We start from the raw sequence: 19,080 nt of genomic DNA on the forward strand, positions 1-19,080 counted from the left end.
GCTGATCGGCGACGCCAATCCACTCCTCGCCACAACCAAGCGCCGAGGCGAGCGCCCTGCTGGCGAGTTGCGGCCGGTTGTTCTCCTGACTGAGGTGTGCGGCCACCACATGCTGCAACCGGCGACTGTCGATCTGCCGCAACAGGTCCGCCGCCTGCTCGTTCTCGAGGTGGCCAAAGCGGCCACCAATACGCTGCTTGAGCAGCGCCGGATAGCGCGATACCGCGAGCAGCGTCTGGTCATGATTGCACTCCAGAACGAGGCCGTCGCAATCAGCCAGGACCTCGGCGATATGCGGCGTGATCGAACCGCTGTCGGTGAGCACGCCCAAGCGGTGATCACCGTCACTGAACGCGTACTGTACCGGCTCGCGTGCGTCATGCGGCACCGCAAAGGGCTGCACTTCCAGGCCATCGATCGCAAACGGCTGCTGCGCGTCGATCAGACGGCATTCCGGCAAGCCAGCCTGGCCGCGTGCGGCTGCCACGTACGTGCCATGGGTCAGATAGACGGCAAGCCGGTGGCGGCGAGCGAACGCGAAAACTCCTCCGACATGATCGCCATGCTCGTGCGTCACCAGGATTGCCGCCAGTTCATCCGGTGCCGCACCGAGTCTGGCCAGTCGCGCTGTCGCCGCGCGGATCGAAAAACCGCAATCGAGCAGCAGTTTGGTCGCGCCCGTTTCGACAATCAGCGCATTGCCCTGGCTGCCGCTGCCCAGCGAGGCGAAGCGGATCAACTCAAGCGGCCGGAGAGTACGCCACAATCACCACCAATAGTACGTTGTGCATAGCTTTCTCGTGCCATTGCATGTCCTGACGATTGACTGAGCCGAACGGAATTGTGCCCCGGTGATTTTAACCCATGTGCCGGCTCGCCGAGAGACGCTGCACCGCCCAGCCATCGCCAATCGTGGCTTGCAGCGACCGCCGGGCGCTCATGGTGCATGATCTTCCCGGGATGCGGAAACTCATGACCAATCACCCCCGACCTGCTTCTGGATGGCCGTTTTGAGGTTTTGCTCCCCGATATCGGGACAGACTTTCTCGATGAACGCCAGGGCATAGCTGCGCAGATAGACGCCGCGACGTACGGCGAGGCGAGTCGTGCTTTCCGGAAACAGGTGCGGTACCGGAATCAGCGCCAGATTGCGGTCCTTGAAACCATCGTAGGCCATCGAGGCGACGATGCCGACGCCGAGGTCGAGTTCGACATAGGTCTTGATGACGTCCGCGTCGATCGCCGAGAGCACGATGTCCGGCACGACACCGGCCTCGGCAAAAGCCTTGTCGATATGCGTCCGGCCGGTGAAACCTTCATGATAGGTGATGATCGGATACTCGCCGATCAACTCGAGCGTCAGGTCCTTGACCTCGAGAAGAGGATGGCCGTACGGAACGATCACCGCGTGATGCCAGCGGTAGAACGGGAAGGTGGCCAGTTCCGCCACCTTGTCGAGCCGTTCGGTGGCGATCCCGACATCCGCCTCGCCCGAAACGAGCTTTTCGGCAATCTCCTCCGGACTGCCCTGATGCAGTGCGAGGTGCACCTTGGGATAATCGGTCCTGAACCACTTGATGATCTGCGGCAGCGCATAGCGCGCCTGGGTGTGCGTGGTGGCGACGACGAAGTGACCGGTTTCCCGGCTGGCGAACTGGTCGGCAATGCGGCGCAGATTCTGGCTGTCGAGCAGAATGCGGTCCACCACCGCGGCCAGTTCCTTGCCCGGCTCGGTCAGTCCGAGCAGCCGCTTGCCGCGGCGCAGGAAAATCTCGATGCCCAGTTCGTCCTCGAGATCCTTGATGTGCTTGCTGACCCCCGGTTGCGAAGTGTACAACGCGCTGGCCACCTCGGTCAGGTTGAAATCCTGGCGCAGCGTTTCGCGAATGATGCGCAGTTGTTGAAAGTTCATCGTCTCGCCTCAAGCCGCCTGCGCTTCTGTCGGAAAGACGCGGATCTGACGGGGGCGCAGCGACACTTTGTCCCCTTCGCCAAGCCCCAGCAGGCGGAAGGTGTCGCGGGCGATCGCGACCTCGACCAGTTCGCCGTCGGTGCGGCTCAGCTCGATCTGCGCGCTCGGCCCGACCGAAACGACACGGACGATCGTCGCCGGCAGCCCGCCACGCCCAGCCCAGCCGGGGAGTAGCTCGAACTCGTGCGAACGCACAAAGGCCAGCGCACTGCCGTCGCTGCCGTCGGCGGCGCCAAGTGCGTGTTCACCCAGGCGCAGTTGTCCGTCCTCGACCCGGCCATGAAACAGATTGACCGAGCCGAGAAAGTCGGCGACGAAGGGTGTCGCCGGATGGTCGTACACCGCCTCGGGCGTACCGATCTGTGCGACTCTGCCCTGGTTGATCAGGACGACCCGGTCCGAGACCTCGAGTGCTTCTTCCTGGTCGTGCGTGACGAAAACGCTGGTGACGTGAATCTCGTCGTGCAACTGCCGCAGCCAGCGCCGCAACTCCTTCCGCACCTTGGCATCGAGCGCGCCAAAGGGTTCGTCGAGCAGCAGCACCTTCGGTTCGACCGCCAGCGCACGGGCCAGCGCGATGCGTTGGCGCTGGCCGCCGGACAGTTGCGATGGGTAACGGTCGGCCAGCCAGTCGAGCTGCACCAGTTCGAGCAGGCGTTTCACCCGGCGCCTGATCTCCGCTTCGGCCGGGCGGTCGCGCCGCGGCTTGACCCGCAGGCCGAAAGCGACATTGTCGAAAACGCTCATATGGCGAAACAGCGCGTAGTGCTGGAAGACGAAACCGACCTGCCGGTCACGCGCATGAAGCGCCGAAGTGTCGTCGCCTGCGAGCAGGATCTGCCCCTGGTCGGCGTATTCGAGGCCGGCGATGATGCGCAGCAGCGTGGTCTTGCCGCAGCCCGAGGGCCCCAGCAGGGCGACCAGCTCACCGGAAGGAATGTCCATCGAGACATCGTCGAGCGCCTTGAAGGCGCCGAACTGCTTGCTGATGTTGCGGATGGCGATACTCATGGCTCATTCTCCGGAAAGTTCATTCTTCTTTTGCTGCTGCCGACGCGTCTGCCGCTCGACCAGTGTTTTCAGCCCGAGCGTGACGATCGCCAGCAGTGCCAGCAGCGAGGCCACGGCAAAGGCTGCGGCGTAGTTGTATTCGTTATAGAGAATCTCGACGTGCAGCGGCAGGGTGTTGGTCATGCCGCGAATGTGCCCGGAGACCACCGACACGGCGCCGAACTCGCCCATGGCGCGCGCGTTACAGAGAATCACCCCGTACAGCAGACCCCACCTGATGCTCGGCAGTGTGGTATGCCAGAACACCTGCCAGCCGGAAGCTCCGAGAACGACGGCCGCCTCCTCCTCTTCCGACCCCTGCGCTTCCATCAGCGGAATCAGCTCGCGGGCGACGAAGGGGAACGTGACGAAGATGGTCGCCAGAACGATGCCGGGCAGGGCAAAGATGATCTTGATGTCGTGTGCCTGCAGCCAGGGACCGAACCAGCCCTGCGCACCGAACATCAGCACATAGATCAGCCCCGAGATCACCGGTGATACGGAAAAAGGCAGGTCGATCAGGGTGATCAGCAGGCGCTTGCCGGCAAACTCGAACTTGGCAATGGCCCACGCCGCGGCGACCCCGAAGACTAGGTTGAGCGGCACGGCAATGACCGCGACCAGCGCCGTCAGCATGATCGCCGACCGGGCATCCGGGTGGAGCAGCGCTGCTGCGTAAGCCCCCCAACCCTTGCGCAAGGCTTCGGTGAAAACCGTCGCCAGCGGCAGCAGCAGAAAAACGGCGAAGAAGGTCAGCGCGATGCCAATCAGCACCCCCTTCACCCAGGCCGGCTCGCGCGTGCTGAGCGTCTCATGACGCACCAGGCTACCGGGTTTCAAGGTGATCGTTCCACTCATCTCAGGCCTCCGCGGTGTATCGTTGCTGCATCCAGCCCTGCAGCGCATTGATGATCAGCAGCAGGAGGAAGGAAATGACCAGCATCACCGAGGCGACTGCGGTGGCGCCGGCGTAGTCGTACTGTTCGAGCTTGGTGATGATCAACAGCGGCGTGATCTCGGAGACCATCGGCACATTGCCGGCGATGAAGATCACCGATCCGTACTCGCCGACGGCACGGGCGAAGGCCATGGCGAAACCGGTCAGCAGTGCCGGCGTGATGTGTGGCAGGATGACCTTGAGGAAGGTCTGCCAGCGCGCGGCTCCGAGTCCGGCGGCGGCTTCCTCGACTTCCCTTTCGAGATCGGCGAGCACCGGCTGCACCGTGCGCACGACAAACGGCAGGCCGATGAAGACCAGCGCCAGCAGCACCCCGTAAGGCGTGTACGCGACCTCGATTGCGAACGTCTTGAGCAGTTCGCCGACCGGGCCGTTCTCCGCGCAGATGGTCGCCAGGGCGATGCCGGCCACCGCCGTCGGCAAGGCAAACGGCAGGTCCACCAGGGCATCGACCAGACTCTTGCCGGGAAATCGATAGCGCACCAGCACCCAGGCGAAGATCAGGCCGAAGACGACGTTGATGCCGGCCGCCAGCAGCGAGGCGCCGAAGCTGAGCTGGTACGAAGCGACGACGCGCGGGCTGCTCACCGCCGACCAGAAGGCCTCCCAGCCGAGGCTCAGTGTCTTGGCACCGACCGCCGTGAGCGGGATCAGCACGATCAGGGTCAGATAGAGCAGCGTGTAACCCATCGCCAGGCCAAAGCCCGGCAAGGGACTGAAGCGCTTCAGACTGGCCATGCGGGCCTCGACAAGGACGAGAACTGGCTCATTCTCTCTTTCTGCCGCAGGGGATTCGGCCAACGATTGAGCCAGGTTTTCAACGTTTCCCGCCGGGAACGTAGATCTGGTCGAAGATGCCGCCGTCCGAGAAATGCAGCTTCTGGGCATTGCGCCAGCCGCCGAAGGTATCGTCGATGGTGACCAGGTTGACCTTGCCGAACTGTTTGGCGTACCTGGCGGCGATCTTGGCGTCGCGCGGCCGGTAATAGTGTTTGGCGGCGATTTCCTGGCCTTCCGGCGAGTACAGGTATTCGAGGTAGGCCTGCGCGACCTTGCGCGTTCCCCGCTTGTCGACCACCTTGTCGACGACGGAGACCGGCGGCTCGGCCAGAATCGACAAGGACGGCGTGACGATCTCGAACTTGTCCGGCCCGAGTTCCTTGATCGCCAGGTAGGCTTCGTTTTCCCAGGCAAGCAACACGTCGCCGATGCCGCGCTCGACAAAGGTGGTGGTGGAACCGCGTGCGCCGGAATCGAGCACCTTGACGTTGCCGTAGATCTGGCCGACGAATTCCCGCGCTCTGGCTTCGTTGCCGCCTGGCTGTTTCAACGCGTAAGCCCAGGCGGCGAGGTAATTCCAGCGCGCACCACCGGAGGTCTTGGGGTTGGGGGTGACGATCGAGACGCCGGCTTTGACCAGATCGTTCCAGTCCTTGATGGCCTTGGGGTTGCCCTTGCGGACCAGGAAGACGATCGTCGAGGTGTAGGGCGCCGCATTGTTGGGCAGCCGTTTCTGCCAGTCGAGTGGCAGGATGCCCCGGTCGGCGATGGCGTCGATGTCGTAGGCCAACGCCAGGGTGACCACGTCGGCGTCGATACCGTCGATCACCGAGCGTGCCTGCTTGCCCGATCCGCCGTGCGAGGCATTCACCTTGAGGGTGTCACCGGTCTTCCCCTGCCAGTGTTTGGCAAAAACGGCATTGAAGTCCTGATACAGCTCGCGGGTCGGATCGTAGGAGACGTTCAGGATGGCAATGTCGGCAGCAAGCACCCTGCCGACCATCCAGACACCGGTCAGGAGACCGGCAACAAGGTGCTTCAGTTTCATCGGGACTCCGTTCAATCAAGGGACGGGACGGAGTCTAAAAAAGTGTTGTCGCTCGGCCAACGAATCTTTGCTTATTAGCTTATGCAGCGGCGCAGGCAAACGAGTCTGTCGGCCAGTGCGGGATGTCTTCGCCAATCGCAGATTCCGGAACTGTGCGTTCCCGGCCAACCAGCGGGCATGCGGAGAACTCTCGATGGCACGTCCGCTCGCCTCGCTCCTGGCACACCTGGCGCATGACCTGCCGGAGGAGGAATGGCGCACCGACACGCCGCAGCCCGACGAAGAATGTCTTCCCACCTGCTGCGCTGCGCGCTCGGCGCCCTGCGCGGCTCGCGCAGGCGATCCTGCCCCCCGCTCCACACGGGAAAGCATGCGGTTCGGTCAGGGAGGATTCCCATGCGTCCTGCCGTAAAGCACATCCCCTGTTCGATGCACCCATGTCCGGGCCACAGGGTTGTGTGCTGCTCCGTGCTGCTCCGTGCCGCACCGCACCAGGCTTACGGCAACCGTGCAGGACAGGTCCTGCGAATGGCCGTCAAGCAGCTCATTCAAACACTGACAGGGAGAACGGCACCACATGGCAGAGGAAAAACGGAGCGAACCTCACCTCATGCTCTCCGGTAGTGCAACAGCCAACACACCGCGGGTTGCCACTCCGTGATCAATCCCGACGAGGCAGATCCAGGCTGCCTCGGCCATGCACATCCGTCAGGATGCCCCCACCATCCTTGCCACACCGCACCCATGGTCGGAGGGTACAGACAACAAGGACAGAGAAGCCGGCATGCAGGACAACCCGGTGAGACCCGGACTCTACTTCAACTGGTCGTAGAGCAGATTCAGTATCCTCTTGGCCGTGTCCGACTGATCAACGCCACCTTCCAGGGAGAGCACCTGCACGGTCGACCGACCGCCCGCCTCGCGCACGAAAATCCGGTACTGCGTCTGCGTCTTGGGAGCACTACCCTTGAACGGATTGAGTTTCGAGAGAAAACCCTCTTCCTTTTTTTCGTTATCGGTTTCCGGATCGACATAACGAACGAAATACAGCCCTCTCGATCGGTCACGGTCCTCCACGGTGAAACCAACCCGGTCCAGGGCCAGGCCGACCCGACGCCAGGCCCGATCGAAGGGTTCCTCAACCTCCAGCGTGCCGGCGCCATCGGCACCACGCGACAACCGGGCGCGTTCGAGCGGCCTCTCCTGAGCTGACTTGAGTGCCGCCGTGGCTCTTTTTTCCTCGCTGCCCAGGCGGATCATCAGACGTCGCAGCATCTCGGCCTCAAGTTCCGGATCAGCCGGGCGAGGCTGCCACTTGGTTTGATCCTTGCCTTCGGAGACGAAAATCTCGTACATCCCGCGATGACTGATGAAGATGTCGGTCGTCCCCGGCGTGCTGCCGGGCTCCAGGCGTGTGCGGAACTTGTCCCGCTCGGCCGTCGAATAGACCGAGTCGATTACCTTGCCGAGCACGTTGCGGATGAAATCCTGCGGGATCTTGGCGCGGTTCTCCGCCCAGTCGGTTTCCATCACCCCGGCATCGGGCAGTTCCAGCTTGATCACGAAGCCGGTCTCCTGCCAGAATTCCTTGACCACTCCCCACAGCTTGTCGGGTGTCCCTGCGGCAACCAGCCAGCGTTGTGTCCCGGAGCGGTCGATGCGCGCCTGGTCCACTTCCGGCAGCACGTCGCCCTTCTGCTGTGCTCTGGCCTGCGGCGACCGTTCGGCGGCGTAGGCCGAGTAGGTGGCCGTGCCCTTGCCAGCTGCATCGGGCACCACATAGCGGTCGTCGCGGGTCGGTGAGGTCAGATCCGGTGGAATCTCGAGCGGCGGTACCGAACTGGCGGACGCCGTCTTGTACTCGATTCTCTTCGGTTCGAGCAGAGAGCCGGTGCAGCCGGCGAGCAGCACCAACAGGACCAGCCGGAAGCGCGCAAAGACGGGACTCATCTGGCGACCCTGCAGTTAGACGAGGACGCCGGCCTGGGACATGGCAGCGCGAACCCGTGCATGGTTATCGGGCGAAAGGGAGGTCAGCGGCAGTCGCAACCCACCTTCGATCAAGCCCATTTCGCGGCAAGCCCACTTGACCGGGATGGGATTCGCCTCACAGAACAACTGTCGGTGCAAACCAAGCAAACGGGCATTCAACTGACGCGCCCCGAGGACGTCGCCGGCCAGCGCAGCAGAGCACATCTCGTGCATCAGCTTCGGCGCCACATTGGCCACCACGGAAATATCGCCGCTGGCGCCCATCAGGATCAGCGCACAGGCGCTCGCATCGTCGCCACTGTAAACCGCGAAACCCGGCGGCGCGCGCGTGATCAGCTCGATGCCGCGATCCATGTTGCCGGTCGCATCCTTGATGCCAACGATGTTCGGCACTTCGGCCAGGCGCAGCGCCGTGTCATTGCCCAGATCGGCCACCGTACGCCCCGGCACGTTGTAAAGGATGACCGGGATATCGACCGCCTCGGCAATCGCCCGAAAGTGGCGATAGAGGCCTTCCTGACCAGGCTTGTTGTAGTACGGAACGACCGAGAGCGCGGCATCGGCACCCGCCTGTTTGGCAAAACGGGTCAGCTCGATCGCTTCAGCGGTGGAATTGGCACCGGTGCCGGCAATCACCGGCACACGACCCGCCACCTGCTCGACGGCCACCCGAATCAGCTCGCAGTGCTCGGCAAGATTGACCGTCGGCGACTCGCCGGTCGTACCGACGATGACGATCGCGTCGGTACCCTGTTGTACATGGAAATCCACCAGGCGACGCAGCCCGGGCAGGTCGAGGCTGCCGTCTTCGTGCATCGGGGTGACAATCGCTACGATCGATCCGGTAATCATGGTCTTGAATGGGCGCCCGTAAGATGTCCCCGAAGGATTGCCCGGGGAGATCAAAAGTTCCGATTCTAACCGAAGGAAAACGCCTTGGCGATGAAAACGTCGCCCTGGAGCAGAGTGGCCACCGCCCCCGCAATGCTGCTCAGAGCTCGGCGAGCACCCGGATATGGGCGGCAACGCTGCGCGCCAGCGCCGACAGCGAGTATCCACCTTCGAGCATCGACACGATCCGCTTTTGTGCGCACTCGTCGGCGAGCTGTTTCAATTGCTCGGTAACCCAGGCGTAATCCTTCTCGAGCAGGCGTAGACCGCCCATCTCGTCCTCGTAGTGGGCATCGAAACCGGCCGAGATGAACAGCATCTCGGGCTGGAAGTCATACAGGCGAGGCATCCAGAGATCGCTCACCACGCGACGGAACTCCTCACCGTCGGTACCCCGGCCGAGAGGAACATTGAGCATGTTCGGAGCGCGGCTTTCCGTGCCGCTGTAGGGGTAGAACGGATGCTGAAAAGTGCTGACCATCAGCACCCGCGGTTCACCCCTGAAACAGTCTTCGGTACCGTTCCCGTGGTGAACGTCGAAATCGATCACCGCAACCCGCGACAGGTTGTGTGCCGCCAGGGCGTGGGCGGCCGCGACGGCGATGTTGTTGAAGAAGCAGAAGCCCATCGCCGTGGCACGCTCGGCGTGATGCCCGGGCGGCCGCACCGCACAGAACGCGTTCTCCACCGCGCCGGACATTACCAGGTCGACCGCCAGCACACCCGCCCCGGCGGCCCGCAAGGCGGCCTGCCAGGTATGCCGGTTCATCGCCGTGTCCGGGTCGAGGTGGAAAATGCCCAACTCCGGCGAGGCGCGCTTCACCCGTTCGAGGTGGGCCGCAGTATGCACCCGCTTGAGTTGCTGGAAGGTTGCCAGAGGTGCGTCGTGGTAAACGAAGTAGGAATCCAGCCCCTGTGCAATCAGGTGGTCGCTGATGGCATTCAGGCGCTCCGGGGCCTCCGGGTGGTACGAACCCATGTCGTGCAGTCGACAGTCGCGATGGGTGATGAATGCAGTGGTGGTCACTGTGGCCTTTCTGCCGCAGAGGGACGCCGCAATCGGCGCGCTGTTCTACGATGAATCGTGTTGTTGATCGATGGTTTATTATCATCCCAATCACGCCACCACGACAAGCCATGCCGCCCTCCAACAAAGCATCACCAGTCAGTGAGATACTTGCCGCCGCCAACGTGGTGATCCTTGGCAAGCCCATGCAGACCAGACTCGCCCTCTGCTGCCTGCTGGCGAAAGGTCATCTGCTGATCGAGGATCTGCCGGGAGTCGGCAAGACGACGCTCGCCCACACGCTGGCCCGCCTGCTCGGCTTCCAGTTTGCACGCATCCAGTTCACCAGCGACATGTTGCCGGCGGACATCGTCGGCGTCTCGATCTTCGATCGCGAGCGCGGCAGCTTCCGATTCCTGCCCGGACCGGTTTTCTCGCAGGTCCTGCTGGCCGACGAGATCAACCGTGCCACCCCGAAAACCCAGAGCGCCCTGCTCGAAGCAATGGAGGAGGGACAGGTGACCGCCGAAGGAGAAACGCGGCCGCTGCCGCAGCCGTTCTTCGTCATCGCAACCCAGAATCCATCGACCCAGATCGGCACCTTCCCGCTGCCGGAATCGCAGCTCGACCGCTTTCTCCTGCGTCTCGATCTCGGTTACCCGGATCGCGACGCCGAACGCCGGCTGCTCGAGAGCGGTGGTCGGCGGGAACAACTACCGGCCATCGATGCCCGGCTTGGCCCGGATGAGTTTGCCGGGCTGCAGCGACAGGCGGCAGCGGTACACGCGGCGCCCGTGCTGCTCGATTACCTGCAACTGCTGGTCGCGGCAACGCGCCGCGAGCCGCGCTTCGTGCATGGTCTGAGCCCGCGTGCCGCCCTGTCGCTGCTCTCCGCCGCGCGGGCCTGGGCGTTTACCGACGGCCGGGACATGGTGCTGCCCGAAGACGTGCAGGCGGTGCTGCCGGCCGTCGCCCGTCATCGTCTGCGCCTGGCCAGCGGCAACCACGCCGATGCCGAGGACATCGCCAACCTGATCCGCGCCGTGCCACTGCCCTGATGCGTCCCTGGGCAAGGCTTCACCGCTGGATCTTCCGCCGTGGCCGCGACGAGCAATCGCCGATCGTCCTCACCCAACGCCGGATCTTCATCGTACCAACCGCCGCCGGCGCCCTGTTTGCCCTGGTTCTCGCCGTCATGCTGATCGGCGCGGTCAACTACGACCTCAGCCTCGGCCATGCACTGGTCTTTCTGCTCGTCGGTCTCGCTCTGGTGGGCATGGTACACACCTTTTACAATCTTTTCGGTCTGCGGCTGACCCCGGGGCGCAGCGAACCGGCTTTCGCCGGCGACCTGGCCCGTTTCCCGCTGGAAGTCGAGAACCCCCGCCGACAGCCACGTCGCCGGCTTGACTTCTCATTCGATCAGCAGTCGATAGTCACCCTCGACCTGCCCGTCGAAGGCCGGGCGACGATCACCCTGCCCTTCCTGACGCACAAACGCGGCCGCCTCGACCCAGGTCGCATCACCCTGTGCACGCGCTATCCGCTGGGCCTCTTCCACGCCTGGAGCTACCTGTACCCCCCCTGGTCCTGCGTCGTCTATCCGAAGCCTCTGCACACGCCCTTGCCAGCTCCCTCTGCGGGGGGCCATGCCGACTACCGTCAGGGCGACAGCGGACAGGAGGACTTCGCCGGCCTGCGCCCGCGCCAGATCAGCGACCCGACCCGGCACATCGCCTGGAAGACAGCAGCCCGCCGCTCGGATGAACAGGAGCTGCTGGTCAAACAGTTCGCCGGCGGCGCGACCGACGAGCTGTGGCTCGATTGGACGCAGACCCCGGCCAACCGCGACGGCGAGGAACGGCTGTCGATCCTCACCGGCTGGATCATGGCCGCCGACCAGCAGCAGGCCACCTATGGCTTGCGCCTCCCCGGCCGGCACATCGCACCGGCCCGGGGCGCCACACATCGGGCACGCTGCCTGCAGGCACTGGCGCTCTACGGCGAGGGTGAGGCGGCGCATGACGACTAAGCAGGAGCCCATCGACCCCGGAACGCCGCCCTGGCTGTTGGTGGTTGCCCTGGCAACCGCCAGCCCGCATGCCGAACACCTGCCGCCCTGGCTGACTCTGCTGGTCGCCGGCGCCCTGGTCTGGCGGGCCTGGCTGTGGCATCGACGTTGGCGCCTGCCGCCCGGCTGGTGCCTGGCCTTGCTGGTCCTCGCCTCGGTCGCCGGCATCGCCTGGCAATTCAACGGCCTGCTGGGCAGAGAGGCGGGCGTCTCCATGCTGGTCCTCTTCATGGCACTCAAGCCGCTGGAGATGAACACCCGGCGCGACGCCCTGGTGGTCGTCATGCTCGGCTTCTTCCTGCTGCTGACCCACTATCTGTATTCCCAGAGCATTGCGACCGGCCTCTGGCTGCTGGCCAGTTGTACCCTGCTCACCGCCGCCCTGATCCGCCTGCACGGCGGTGCCCAGCCGTTCGCCGACATCGCCGGCCAGGCTGGCCTGCTGCTCCTCCAGGCACTGCCCTTCATGCTCATCCTGTACCTGCTCTTCCCACGCATCTCCGGCCCACTGTGGGGCCTGCCGCAGGACGCACACGGCGGGCGCAGCGGTTTGTCCAATGAAATGGCGCCCGGCTCGATCAGCAATCTGATCCTCTCGGGCGCCATCGCCTTCCGCAGCCGCTTTGTCGGAGAGATTCCGGAAAAAACCGAACTGTACTGGCGCGGCCCGGTGTTCGACGACTATGATGGGTTCACCTGGCATCCCGCCGCACCAAAAATCAAGCTGCCGACCAGCGAACCGGTGATCGAGGTGATCGGCACCGAGCATCGCTACACCAGCATCGTCGAAGCGCACAACCAGCGCTGGCTGCTCGCCCTCGACCTGGCCACCAGCCGTCCCCCGGAAGCCGTGCTGGCGCCGACCCTCGAAGTCCTGTCGCACGAACCGCTGCGGGCTCGCGCACGTTTCTCGTTTGCCTCATCGGTGGACTATCGTGCCAACCGCGTCGAGGCACCCGCCATCCTGCAACAGGCTCTGAGCCTGCCGGCCGAGGTCAATCCGCGCAGCCGCGCCCTGGCCAGCAAGTGGCGGTCGCTGCCTCCGGCAGGCATCACCGAGGCAGCGCTGTCCCTGTTTCGCCAGGAGGATTTTCATTACACGCTGCGCCCCCCGCTACTCGGTGCGAATCCGATCGACGAATTTCTCTTCGGCACACGGCGTGGTTTCTGCGAGCACTACGCCTCGGCCTTCGTCTTCCTGATGCGTGCGGCCGGCGTTCCGGCGCGGGTGGTGACTGGCTACCAGGGAGGCGAGATGAATCCGGTCGATGGCTATCTCGTCATACGCCAGTCGGACGCCCACGCCTGGGCCGAAGTCTGGCTTGCTGGCGAGGGGTGGGTGCGCTTCGATCCGACGGCGGCAGTCGCCCCGTCACGCATCGAGCAGGGAATCGCCACTGCGCTGCCGTCCGGCGAGCCGCTGCCCGACATCGTCCGCCTCGACGCGGACTGGCTGCGGCAGGTGCGCAACCGCTGGGAGGCGGCAAACAACACCTGGAACCAGTGGGTACTCGGGTACAATCCGCAGCGCCAGCGCGACGTGCTTTCGCGGCTCGGCTTGCCGAACCCCGACTGGCGGAGCATGAGCGCCTCACTGGCGCTCCTCTGCGGCCTGGTGCTGCTCGTCGTCACCCTATGGACCCTGCCGCGACGTCGCCCGGTCGACCCGGTCGAGCGTGCCTGGCAGAACTACTGCGCGCGGCTCGGACAGCACGGAATCGATCGCTTCCCCTGGGAGGGACCACTCGCTTTTGCGCAACGCGTGGCTTCCCAACGGCCCGAGCTTGCCGCACTGACCAACGAGGCCGCCTGTTGCTATGCCGGCTTGCGCTACGGCCGCAGCAATGGCGAACAACTGTATCGGCTGCAAGAATGCGTGCGCCGCCTACCACCCCACGGGAGAAGAAAAGCGTGAAACACCTTGTCACCACCTTGCTCGTCGCTCTCCTCGCCAGCCTGCCGCCGCTCCCCGTCTTCGGCCAGGCAGCGGCAGGCTTCAGCCAGAACCCGGAAGTCCAGGCCTTCATCGTCAGCATGCACGAGCAGCACGGCTTCGACGTTGCCCACCTGACGCGCCAGTTTGCCGCCATCCGCCCGAACGCCACGGTGCTGAAAGCGATCCGGCCGCCGGCCGTTCCCGAAAAGCAGCGCTCGTGGGATCGCTATCGCGAACGCTTCGTGAACGAGCAGCGTCTGGTCGGCGGCCTTTCCTTCTGGCAGAAACATGCCGCCACCCTGCTGCGCGCCGAAGCGATCTACGGCGTACCGGCCGAGGTGATCGTGGCGATTATCGGGGTCGAAACCATCTACGGTCAGCACATGGGCAGTTTCGGCGTGCTTGAGGCGCTCGCTTCACTCGCCTTCCTGTACCCGCCCCGCGCCGACTTCTTCCGCAGCGAACTCGAGCAGTTCCTGCTGCTGGCCCGCGAGAACGGCGTCAGCCCGCTCGAAATCAAGGGCTCGTTCGCCGGCGCCATCGGCATCCCGCAGTTCATGCCCAGCAGCCAGCGCCGTTTCGCCGTCGACTTCGACGGCGACGACCGCATCGACCTGCGCCACAGCTACACGGACGCCATCGGCAGCGTCGGTCGTTTTCTCCAGCAGCATGGCTGGCAGAAAGGCGCACCCGTCGCCGTACCGGCAAGGGTCAATGGCAATCCCGCCGCCTTGCTGGCCACCGGCATCAAACCCACCCTCACCGTCGCCGAACTGGCCAGCCAGGGAGTCGCCGCTGCCGCTGACGGAGATCGGCCGGCTGCCCTGATCGATCTCGTCACACCGGGTGCGGTAACCGAATACTGGCTCGGTTTCGACAACTTCTACGTCATTACACGTTACAACAGGTCGAGCTTCTACGCGATGGCAGTGTTCCAGCTCGCCGAAGCCCTGCGCGAGGCGCACGGCGTACGTGTCAGCGCACTGTCTGCCAACGGCTCGTGAACTCGGAGGATCGCAGCATCACCACGATGATACGGTGGGGACGCCTGCACGCGCCGCCCTGAGAAGCATCCTGCATACCTGGCCGCCCGGATCGGCGGCCTATTGTTTTTGCTGCAAGCAAGACGCCAGAACGCGCCCGGCTGGAGTTGCCGGACGCTCAATACCGTCCGCTCGCCACCTGCAGCTGCCACCAGTGACGATACTGACTGGCATTGGCCTCGATCCATGCGAGCGCGCGCAACTCCCGCTCATCCGCTGGAAAGTGCTCCACATAGGCCTCTATGGCCGCAACCTGCCGTTCAAGAAATTCTGTCTCGGAGAAACACGACTCAGGAAAATTGCCGGCAGGTTCGCGAAAGAACGAAAGCGCTGGATCATCCGGGATCTGCATGCTGGTCCCCCCAACCGGGAAGAGCGCCTCTGGCCGCGCCTCGCCTGATTCCCTGGCAATCGCTGCATGGCTGCGGTTACCGGACCGTGTCTTCTGTCGAGCGCAGGCACAACAGGTCGCGGAAAGAGTGATAAACGACTTTAGGCATTCCTTCTAACGTCATGTAACGCAGTTCCATTGTTCTCCAGATGACCGGGGGATTGTCAACGCCAAACAAAGGCTGAAACGGCTTTCTCGCAGTTGACGATGCAAAACCACCACATCCCGGGCTGGTGCATGTCTGTGCTTGCCCGCCATTCTCGACGACGAGGGAAAACCCCTACAGCAGGTTGCCCGCCGTCCCGCCGCCGCGCCGGATGATCCGTCGAAGCTGGTCGAGCGCCTCTATCTGGATTTGACGAACACGTTCACGGGTCAGGTTCAGATCGAGGGCGATTTCCTCGAGGGTACTGGCGTCGATGCCGCCCAGGCCGTAACGGCGTTGCAGAACCTGCTGCTGCTTTTCTCCGAGTTGTCCCACCCAGCGTTTGAGCAGGTCGCCGATTTCGCTCGACTGCAGCAGTTCATCCGGATCGAGCAGGTTGTCATCGGCGATGACATCGCCGATCGTGCGGCTGGGGTCCACTTGCAGGGGGGCATCGAGCGAGGCGATACGCTCGTTCAGCGCCATCACACGCCGCACGTCGTCACCCGGCCGATCGATCAGGTGGGCAATCTGCTCGACGCAAATTTCCCGCCCGTTGGCCGCCTCGAGATGGCGAATGGCGCGCAGGACGAGGTTGATTTCCTTGACCACATGCACCGGCAGGCGAATCGTTCGAGACTGGTTCATGATCGCCCGCTCGATGCCTTGCCGGATCCACCAGGTGGCATAGGTTGAAAAACGGAAACCGCGCTCCGGGTCAAACTTTTCGATCGCATGGATAAGACCGAGATTCCCTTCCTCGATCATGTCGAGCAGGGGCAGCCCGCGGTTGAGGTAATGTTTGGCGATATTGACCACCAGTCGCAGATTGTGCTCGATCATCTTCTGCCGGGCCAGGAACTCTCCGGAGCGTGCCCGGCGAGCCCAGGCCGCCTCCTCGACCGGCGAGAATAGCGGCTTGGCGCCGATCTCGTTGAGGTAGTGCTGCGTTACATCGTTGAGCAGTTCGGCCTCGGGCGCCGGCAAAGAGTCCGTCACCTCCAGGCCGAGCAATTCTTCACCGACCAACCCGGACGGCTCGGAATCCTCCGCGAAGGGGTCGTATTCGGAATCGTAGGGGCCGCTCATAATCAGCGCGCGGGCAGATGTTTCAACGGGTCGACGGGTTTGCCCTGGCGGCGTATCTCGAAGTGCAGTTTGACCTGATCGGCGTCGGTATTGCCCATTTCGGCGATCTTCTGTCCCCTGGTTACCGCTTGGCCTTCCTTCACCAGGACATTCTGATTGTGTGCATAGGCCGTCAGGTAAGTATTGTTGTGCTTGACGATCACCAGCTTACCGTAGCCGCGCAAGCCGGTGCCGCTGTACACGACCTTGCCGCCGGCGGCAGCGAGCACGCTGTCTCCGGCCTTGCCGCTGATGTCGATTCCCTTGTTGCCACCCTCGCTGAAGGTACCGATCAGCTTGCCGCTCGCCGGCCAAAGCCAGCTCACTTCTTCGCCACCCGCCGCATCGCTCACCCTGGTCTCGTCCGGCTTCGCTTCGGGCTTGGCTTCGGGCTTCACCTCCGGCTTGGCTTCAATCCGTGCCTCGGGTTTCGCTTCCGGCTTCACTTCGGGTTTTACCGCAACCGGCGCCACCGCGACCGGCTCGACCGCCAATGACTGCGCACGCGCCAGGGCCTGTTCGGAGTAAGCCTCCTTGCCGGCCAGTGGCGCACGTTTCAGAAGCTCGCTGCCCGTAACCGACGCACGCTGCTCGACCGACGAGCCGGGGCTGCCCAGTGGCCGTTGTTCGACCGGCGAACCGGTAGTGATCGGTCGCACGACGACCCCCTCGACAGCTGCCGTGACGCCTGACGCCCTGACGCGCAGCGCCTGGCCAACCAGGATGCGATTCGGATTCTCGATATTGTTCCACGCTGCCAGCTCACGGTAGTCCAGACCGTGATCGAGTGCGATCGAATGCAGCGTATCGCCCTTTTTCACCACGTAAATGTCCTTGCCGGCGACCGCCGGGGCGGCCGCCGCTGGCCTGCCCGTTCCCCCGGCGCGCTCGCCAACCGGCGCCGGGGCATGGCTGGCGCAAGCGGCCAGAACGAACAGGATCGACACGCTCAGGCTGAGTCCGTGACGGGAAAGCATGGTTTGGTCTTTCACTCGACTCCCGAAAGTAGTGGCACGAAGCGCACGGCATCCAGGCGGGTTTCGACAAAACCCTCGGCCCGCCGTTCGATCAGCACCAACTGCTGCCTCGCCGTACCCAACGGCAGGATCAAGCGGCCATTCGCCGCCAGTTGCTGCAGCAGAGCGGTCGGGACACGAGTTGCCGCTGCCGCGACGATGATCGTATCAAAAGGCGCCGCCTCGGGCAGACCGAAATGCCCATCGGCATGCTTGAGGCGCACCTTGAGTTGCCGGATGGTCCGCAGGTTAACCTTGGCCTTGGCCAGCAGCGGCTCGATTCGTTCGACCGCATAGACTGCGTCGGTCAGTTGCGCGAGCACGGCCGCCTGGTAGCCACAGCCAGCACCAATCTCCAGAGTCTTGCCCAGATCCGAACGCCCGGTACGCAGCGCTTCGATCATTCGCGCCACGACATAAGGTTGCGAGATCGTCTGCGAGAAACCCAGCGGCAGTGCCGTATCCTCGTAAGCGCGCGAGGCCAGAGCCTCTTCGACAAAAACGTGCCGCGGCACAGCAGCAATTGCCGCCAGCACCTCTTCGTCCAAGATCCCCTGATCGCGTAGACGTTCGATCATGCGCGCGCGTGCGCTGCGAGGTCATGCCATAACCGGGAACGGCACCGCTCATCATTGCGCCAGCCAGGCACGCACCAGCGGCAGCTGGGCGTTGTGCGTCAGGTCGATCTGCAATGGTGTCACCGACACCTGGTGGTTCTGCACTACGTGGAAATCGGTGCCCTCGCCGGCATCCTGCGCCTCACCGGCAGCGCCAACCCAGAATACCGTTTCATTGCGCGGCGACAATGTGCGCAGCACCGGCTCCGCCTTGTGCCGTTTGCCGAGACGACTCACCGCGATGCCGCGCAACCGCTCATAGGGTACGTCCGGAACATTGACGTTGAGCAATACCGGTTCAGCCAGCACCTGCTTCTGCAGCATGCCGACCAGTTCGCTCGCCACCCGTGCGGCACACGCGAAGTGCTCGCCGCTCTTGCTGCAGAGGGAAACCGCCAGCGACGGAACGCCGAGCAGAAAGCCCTCGGTGGCCGCCGCAACCGTTCCCGAGTAGATCGTGTCGTCGCCCATGTTGGCGCCAATGTTGATTCCCGACACCACCATGTCCGGCAGGGTGTCAAACATGCCGGTGACCGCCAGGTGGACACAATCGGTGGGCGTTCCGTTGACATAATAGAACCCGTTCGCTGCGCGCTTGAGCGATAGCGGGCGATCGAGCGTCAGTGAATTGCTGGCGCCGCTGCGGTCGCGTTCCGGCGCCACCACCGTGATTTCACCCAAGGCAGACAACGCACGTGCCAGATGCTCGATCCCCGGTGCGAAATAACCGTCGTCATTACAGAGCAGGATCCGCATAGTACTCCACGCACGTCTACCAACACGGGAAAACAGACGGAAAGACCGGCGATCTGCCGGCCTTCCGAGGTTCGGCAGGGCGCCGCTGCGGCCCTCGACAACCCTGCCCGTCAGCAACGACGACGGCAGACGAGCCAGCGTACTCGCCGCGTTCAGCCGTTCGATGCGCTAAGGCGACCGGTCGGCCGCAAGGCCCCGCCAGCCCGAGACGCATTATAACCACCTGCACGCGTCTCTGAAAACAGGGCGCCGTACCTGCGCTCCATGCTTGCCTCCGCCA

At 63.9% G+C, this 19,080-nt stretch carries 18 protein-coding genes; 4 read left to right on the plus strand and 14 right to left on the minus strand.

Annotation, left to right across the window (positions count from 1 at the left end; all coding sequences use genetic code 11):
- From JNK99_RS13600 to JNK99_RS13640, 9 genes are all read right to left on the minus strand, one after another.
- Window positions 1-736, minus strand: a 736-nt coding sequence (locus JNK99_RS13600; protein WP_291854046.1) for an MBL fold metallo-hydrolase, incomplete at its 3' end; no start/stop codon positions are given.
- A gap of 234 nt (window positions 737-970) precedes the next feature.
- A complete protein-coding gene (locus JNK99_RS13605) occupies window positions 971-1,912 on the minus strand; it encodes a CysB family HTH-type transcriptional regulator (protein ID WP_291853990.1) in 942 nt (313 codons plus the stop codon).
- Window positions 1,913-1,921: 9 nt separating this feature from the next.
- A complete protein-coding gene (locus JNK99_RS13610) occupies window positions 1,922-2,983 on the minus strand; it encodes a sulfate ABC transporter ATP-binding protein (protein ID WP_291853992.1) in 1,062 nt (353 codons plus the stop codon).
- Window positions 2,984-2,986: 3 nt separating this feature from the next.
- Window positions 2,987-3,880: a sulfate ABC transporter permease subunit CysW gene (cysW, locus tag JNK99_RS13615; protein WP_291853994.1), complete on the minus strand. Its 894-nt coding sequence runs from the start codon at window positions 3,878-3,880 to the stop codon at window positions 2,987-2,989.
- Between the two features lies 1 nt (window position 3,881).
- Window positions 3,882-4,718: a sulfate ABC transporter permease subunit CysT gene (cysT, locus tag JNK99_RS13620; protein ID WP_291853996.1), complete on the minus strand. Its 837-nt coding sequence runs from the start codon at window positions 4,716-4,718 to the stop codon at window positions 3,882-3,884.
- 79 nt (window positions 4,719-4,797) lie between these two features.
- Complete coding sequence (locus JNK99_RS13625) at window positions 4,798-5,808, minus strand: sulfate ABC transporter substrate-binding protein (RefSeq protein WP_291853998.1); 1,011 nt, start codon at window positions 5,806-5,808, stop codon at window positions 4,798-4,800.
- A gap of 813 nt (window positions 5,809-6,621) precedes the next feature.
- Complete coding sequence (gene bamC / locus JNK99_RS13630; RefSeq protein WP_291854000.1) at window positions 6,622-7,758, minus strand: outer membrane protein assembly factor BamC; 1,137 nt, start codon at window positions 7,756-7,758, stop codon at window positions 6,622-6,624.
- Window positions 7,759-7,773: 15 nt separating this feature from the next.
- Window positions 7,774-8,652 (minus strand): 4-hydroxy-tetrahydrodipicolinate synthase, encoded by an 879-nt coding sequence (gene dapA / locus JNK99_RS13635; protein ID WP_291854001.1) that lies wholly within the window; start codon window positions 8,650-8,652, stop codon window positions 7,774-7,776.
- A 139-nt stretch (window positions 8,653-8,791) separates the two neighbouring features.
- The gene (locus JNK99_RS13640) at window positions 8,792-9,718 is read right to left on the minus strand and encodes a histone deacetylase family protein (RefSeq protein WP_291854003.1); all 927 of its coding nucleotides are present in this window, start codon (window positions 9,716-9,718) and stop codon (window positions 8,792-8,794) included.
- Window positions 9,719-9,828: 110 nt separating this feature from the next.
- Here JNK99_RS13640 and JNK99_RS13645 point away from each other — a divergent pair, with 110 nt between their 5' ends.
- From JNK99_RS13645 to mltB, 4 genes are read left to right on the plus strand one after another with little or no spacing between them, the layout of a single operon-like run.
- Window positions 9,829-10,755: an AAA family ATPase gene (locus JNK99_RS13645; protein WP_291854005.1), complete on the plus strand. Its 927-nt coding sequence runs from the start codon at window positions 9,829-9,831 to the stop codon at window positions 10,753-10,755.
- Window positions 10,755-11,729: a DUF58 domain-containing protein gene (locus JNK99_RS13650; RefSeq protein WP_291854007.1), complete on the plus strand. Its 975-nt coding sequence runs from the start codon at window positions 10,755-10,757 to the stop codon at window positions 11,727-11,729. Before JNK99_RS13645 ends, JNK99_RS13650 begins: the two co-directional genes overlap by 1 nt.
- Entirely contained in the window at window positions 11,719-13,683 is a 1,965-nt protein-coding gene (locus JNK99_RS13655; protein ID WP_291854009.1) for a DUF3488 and transglutaminase-like domain-containing protein, read from the plus strand. The genes JNK99_RS13650 and JNK99_RS13655 overlap by 11 nt, the downstream gene beginning before the upstream one ends.
- Window positions 13,680-14,708, plus strand: coding sequence for a lytic murein transglycosylase B (mltB, locus tag JNK99_RS13660; RefSeq protein ID WP_291854011.1), 1,029 nt, complete (start codon window positions 13,680-13,682; stop codon window positions 14,706-14,708). Before JNK99_RS13655 ends, mltB begins: the two co-directional genes overlap by 4 nt.
- A gap of 157 nt (window positions 14,709-14,865) precedes the next feature.
- On the opposite strand, the gene JNK99_RS13665 is transcribed toward mltB, so the two are convergent.
- From JNK99_RS13665 to surE, 5 genes are all read right to left on the minus strand, one after another.
- The gene (locus JNK99_RS13665; RefSeq protein ID WP_291854013.1) at window positions 14,866-15,099 is read right to left on the minus strand and encodes a hypothetical protein; all 234 of its coding nucleotides are present in this window, start codon (window positions 15,097-15,099) and stop codon (window positions 14,866-14,868) included.
- A gap of 319 nt (window positions 15,100-15,418) precedes the next feature.
- Window positions 15,419-16,372: an RNA polymerase sigma factor RpoS gene (gene rpoS / locus JNK99_RS13670; RefSeq protein WP_291854015.1), complete on the minus strand. Its 954-nt coding sequence runs from the start codon at window positions 16,370-16,372 to the stop codon at window positions 15,419-15,421.
- A gap of 2 nt (window positions 16,373-16,374) precedes the next feature.
- Window positions 16,375-17,403: a peptidoglycan DD-metalloendopeptidase family protein gene (locus JNK99_RS13675; protein ID WP_291854017.1), complete on the minus strand. Its 1,029-nt coding sequence runs from the start codon at window positions 17,401-17,403 to the stop codon at window positions 16,375-16,377.
- A complete protein-coding gene (locus tag JNK99_RS13680; protein WP_291854019.1) occupies window positions 17,400-18,005 on the minus strand; it encodes a protein-L-isoaspartate(D-aspartate) O-methyltransferase in 606 nt (201 codons plus the stop codon). The genes JNK99_RS13675 and JNK99_RS13680 overlap by 4 nt, the downstream gene beginning before the upstream one ends.
- Before the next feature lie 51 nt (window positions 18,006-18,056).
- Window positions 18,057-18,800, minus strand: coding sequence for a 5'/3'-nucleotidase SurE (gene surE / locus JNK99_RS13685; RefSeq protein ID WP_291854021.1), 744 nt, complete (start codon window positions 18,798-18,800; stop codon window positions 18,057-18,059).
- Window positions 18,801-19,080: the final 280 nt, after the last annotated feature.

The sequence above is a fragment of the Accumulibacter sp. genome, from assembly GCF_016789985.1.
Lineage (GTDB): Bacteria > Pseudomonadota > Gammaproteobacteria > Burkholderiales > Rhodocyclaceae > Accumulibacter.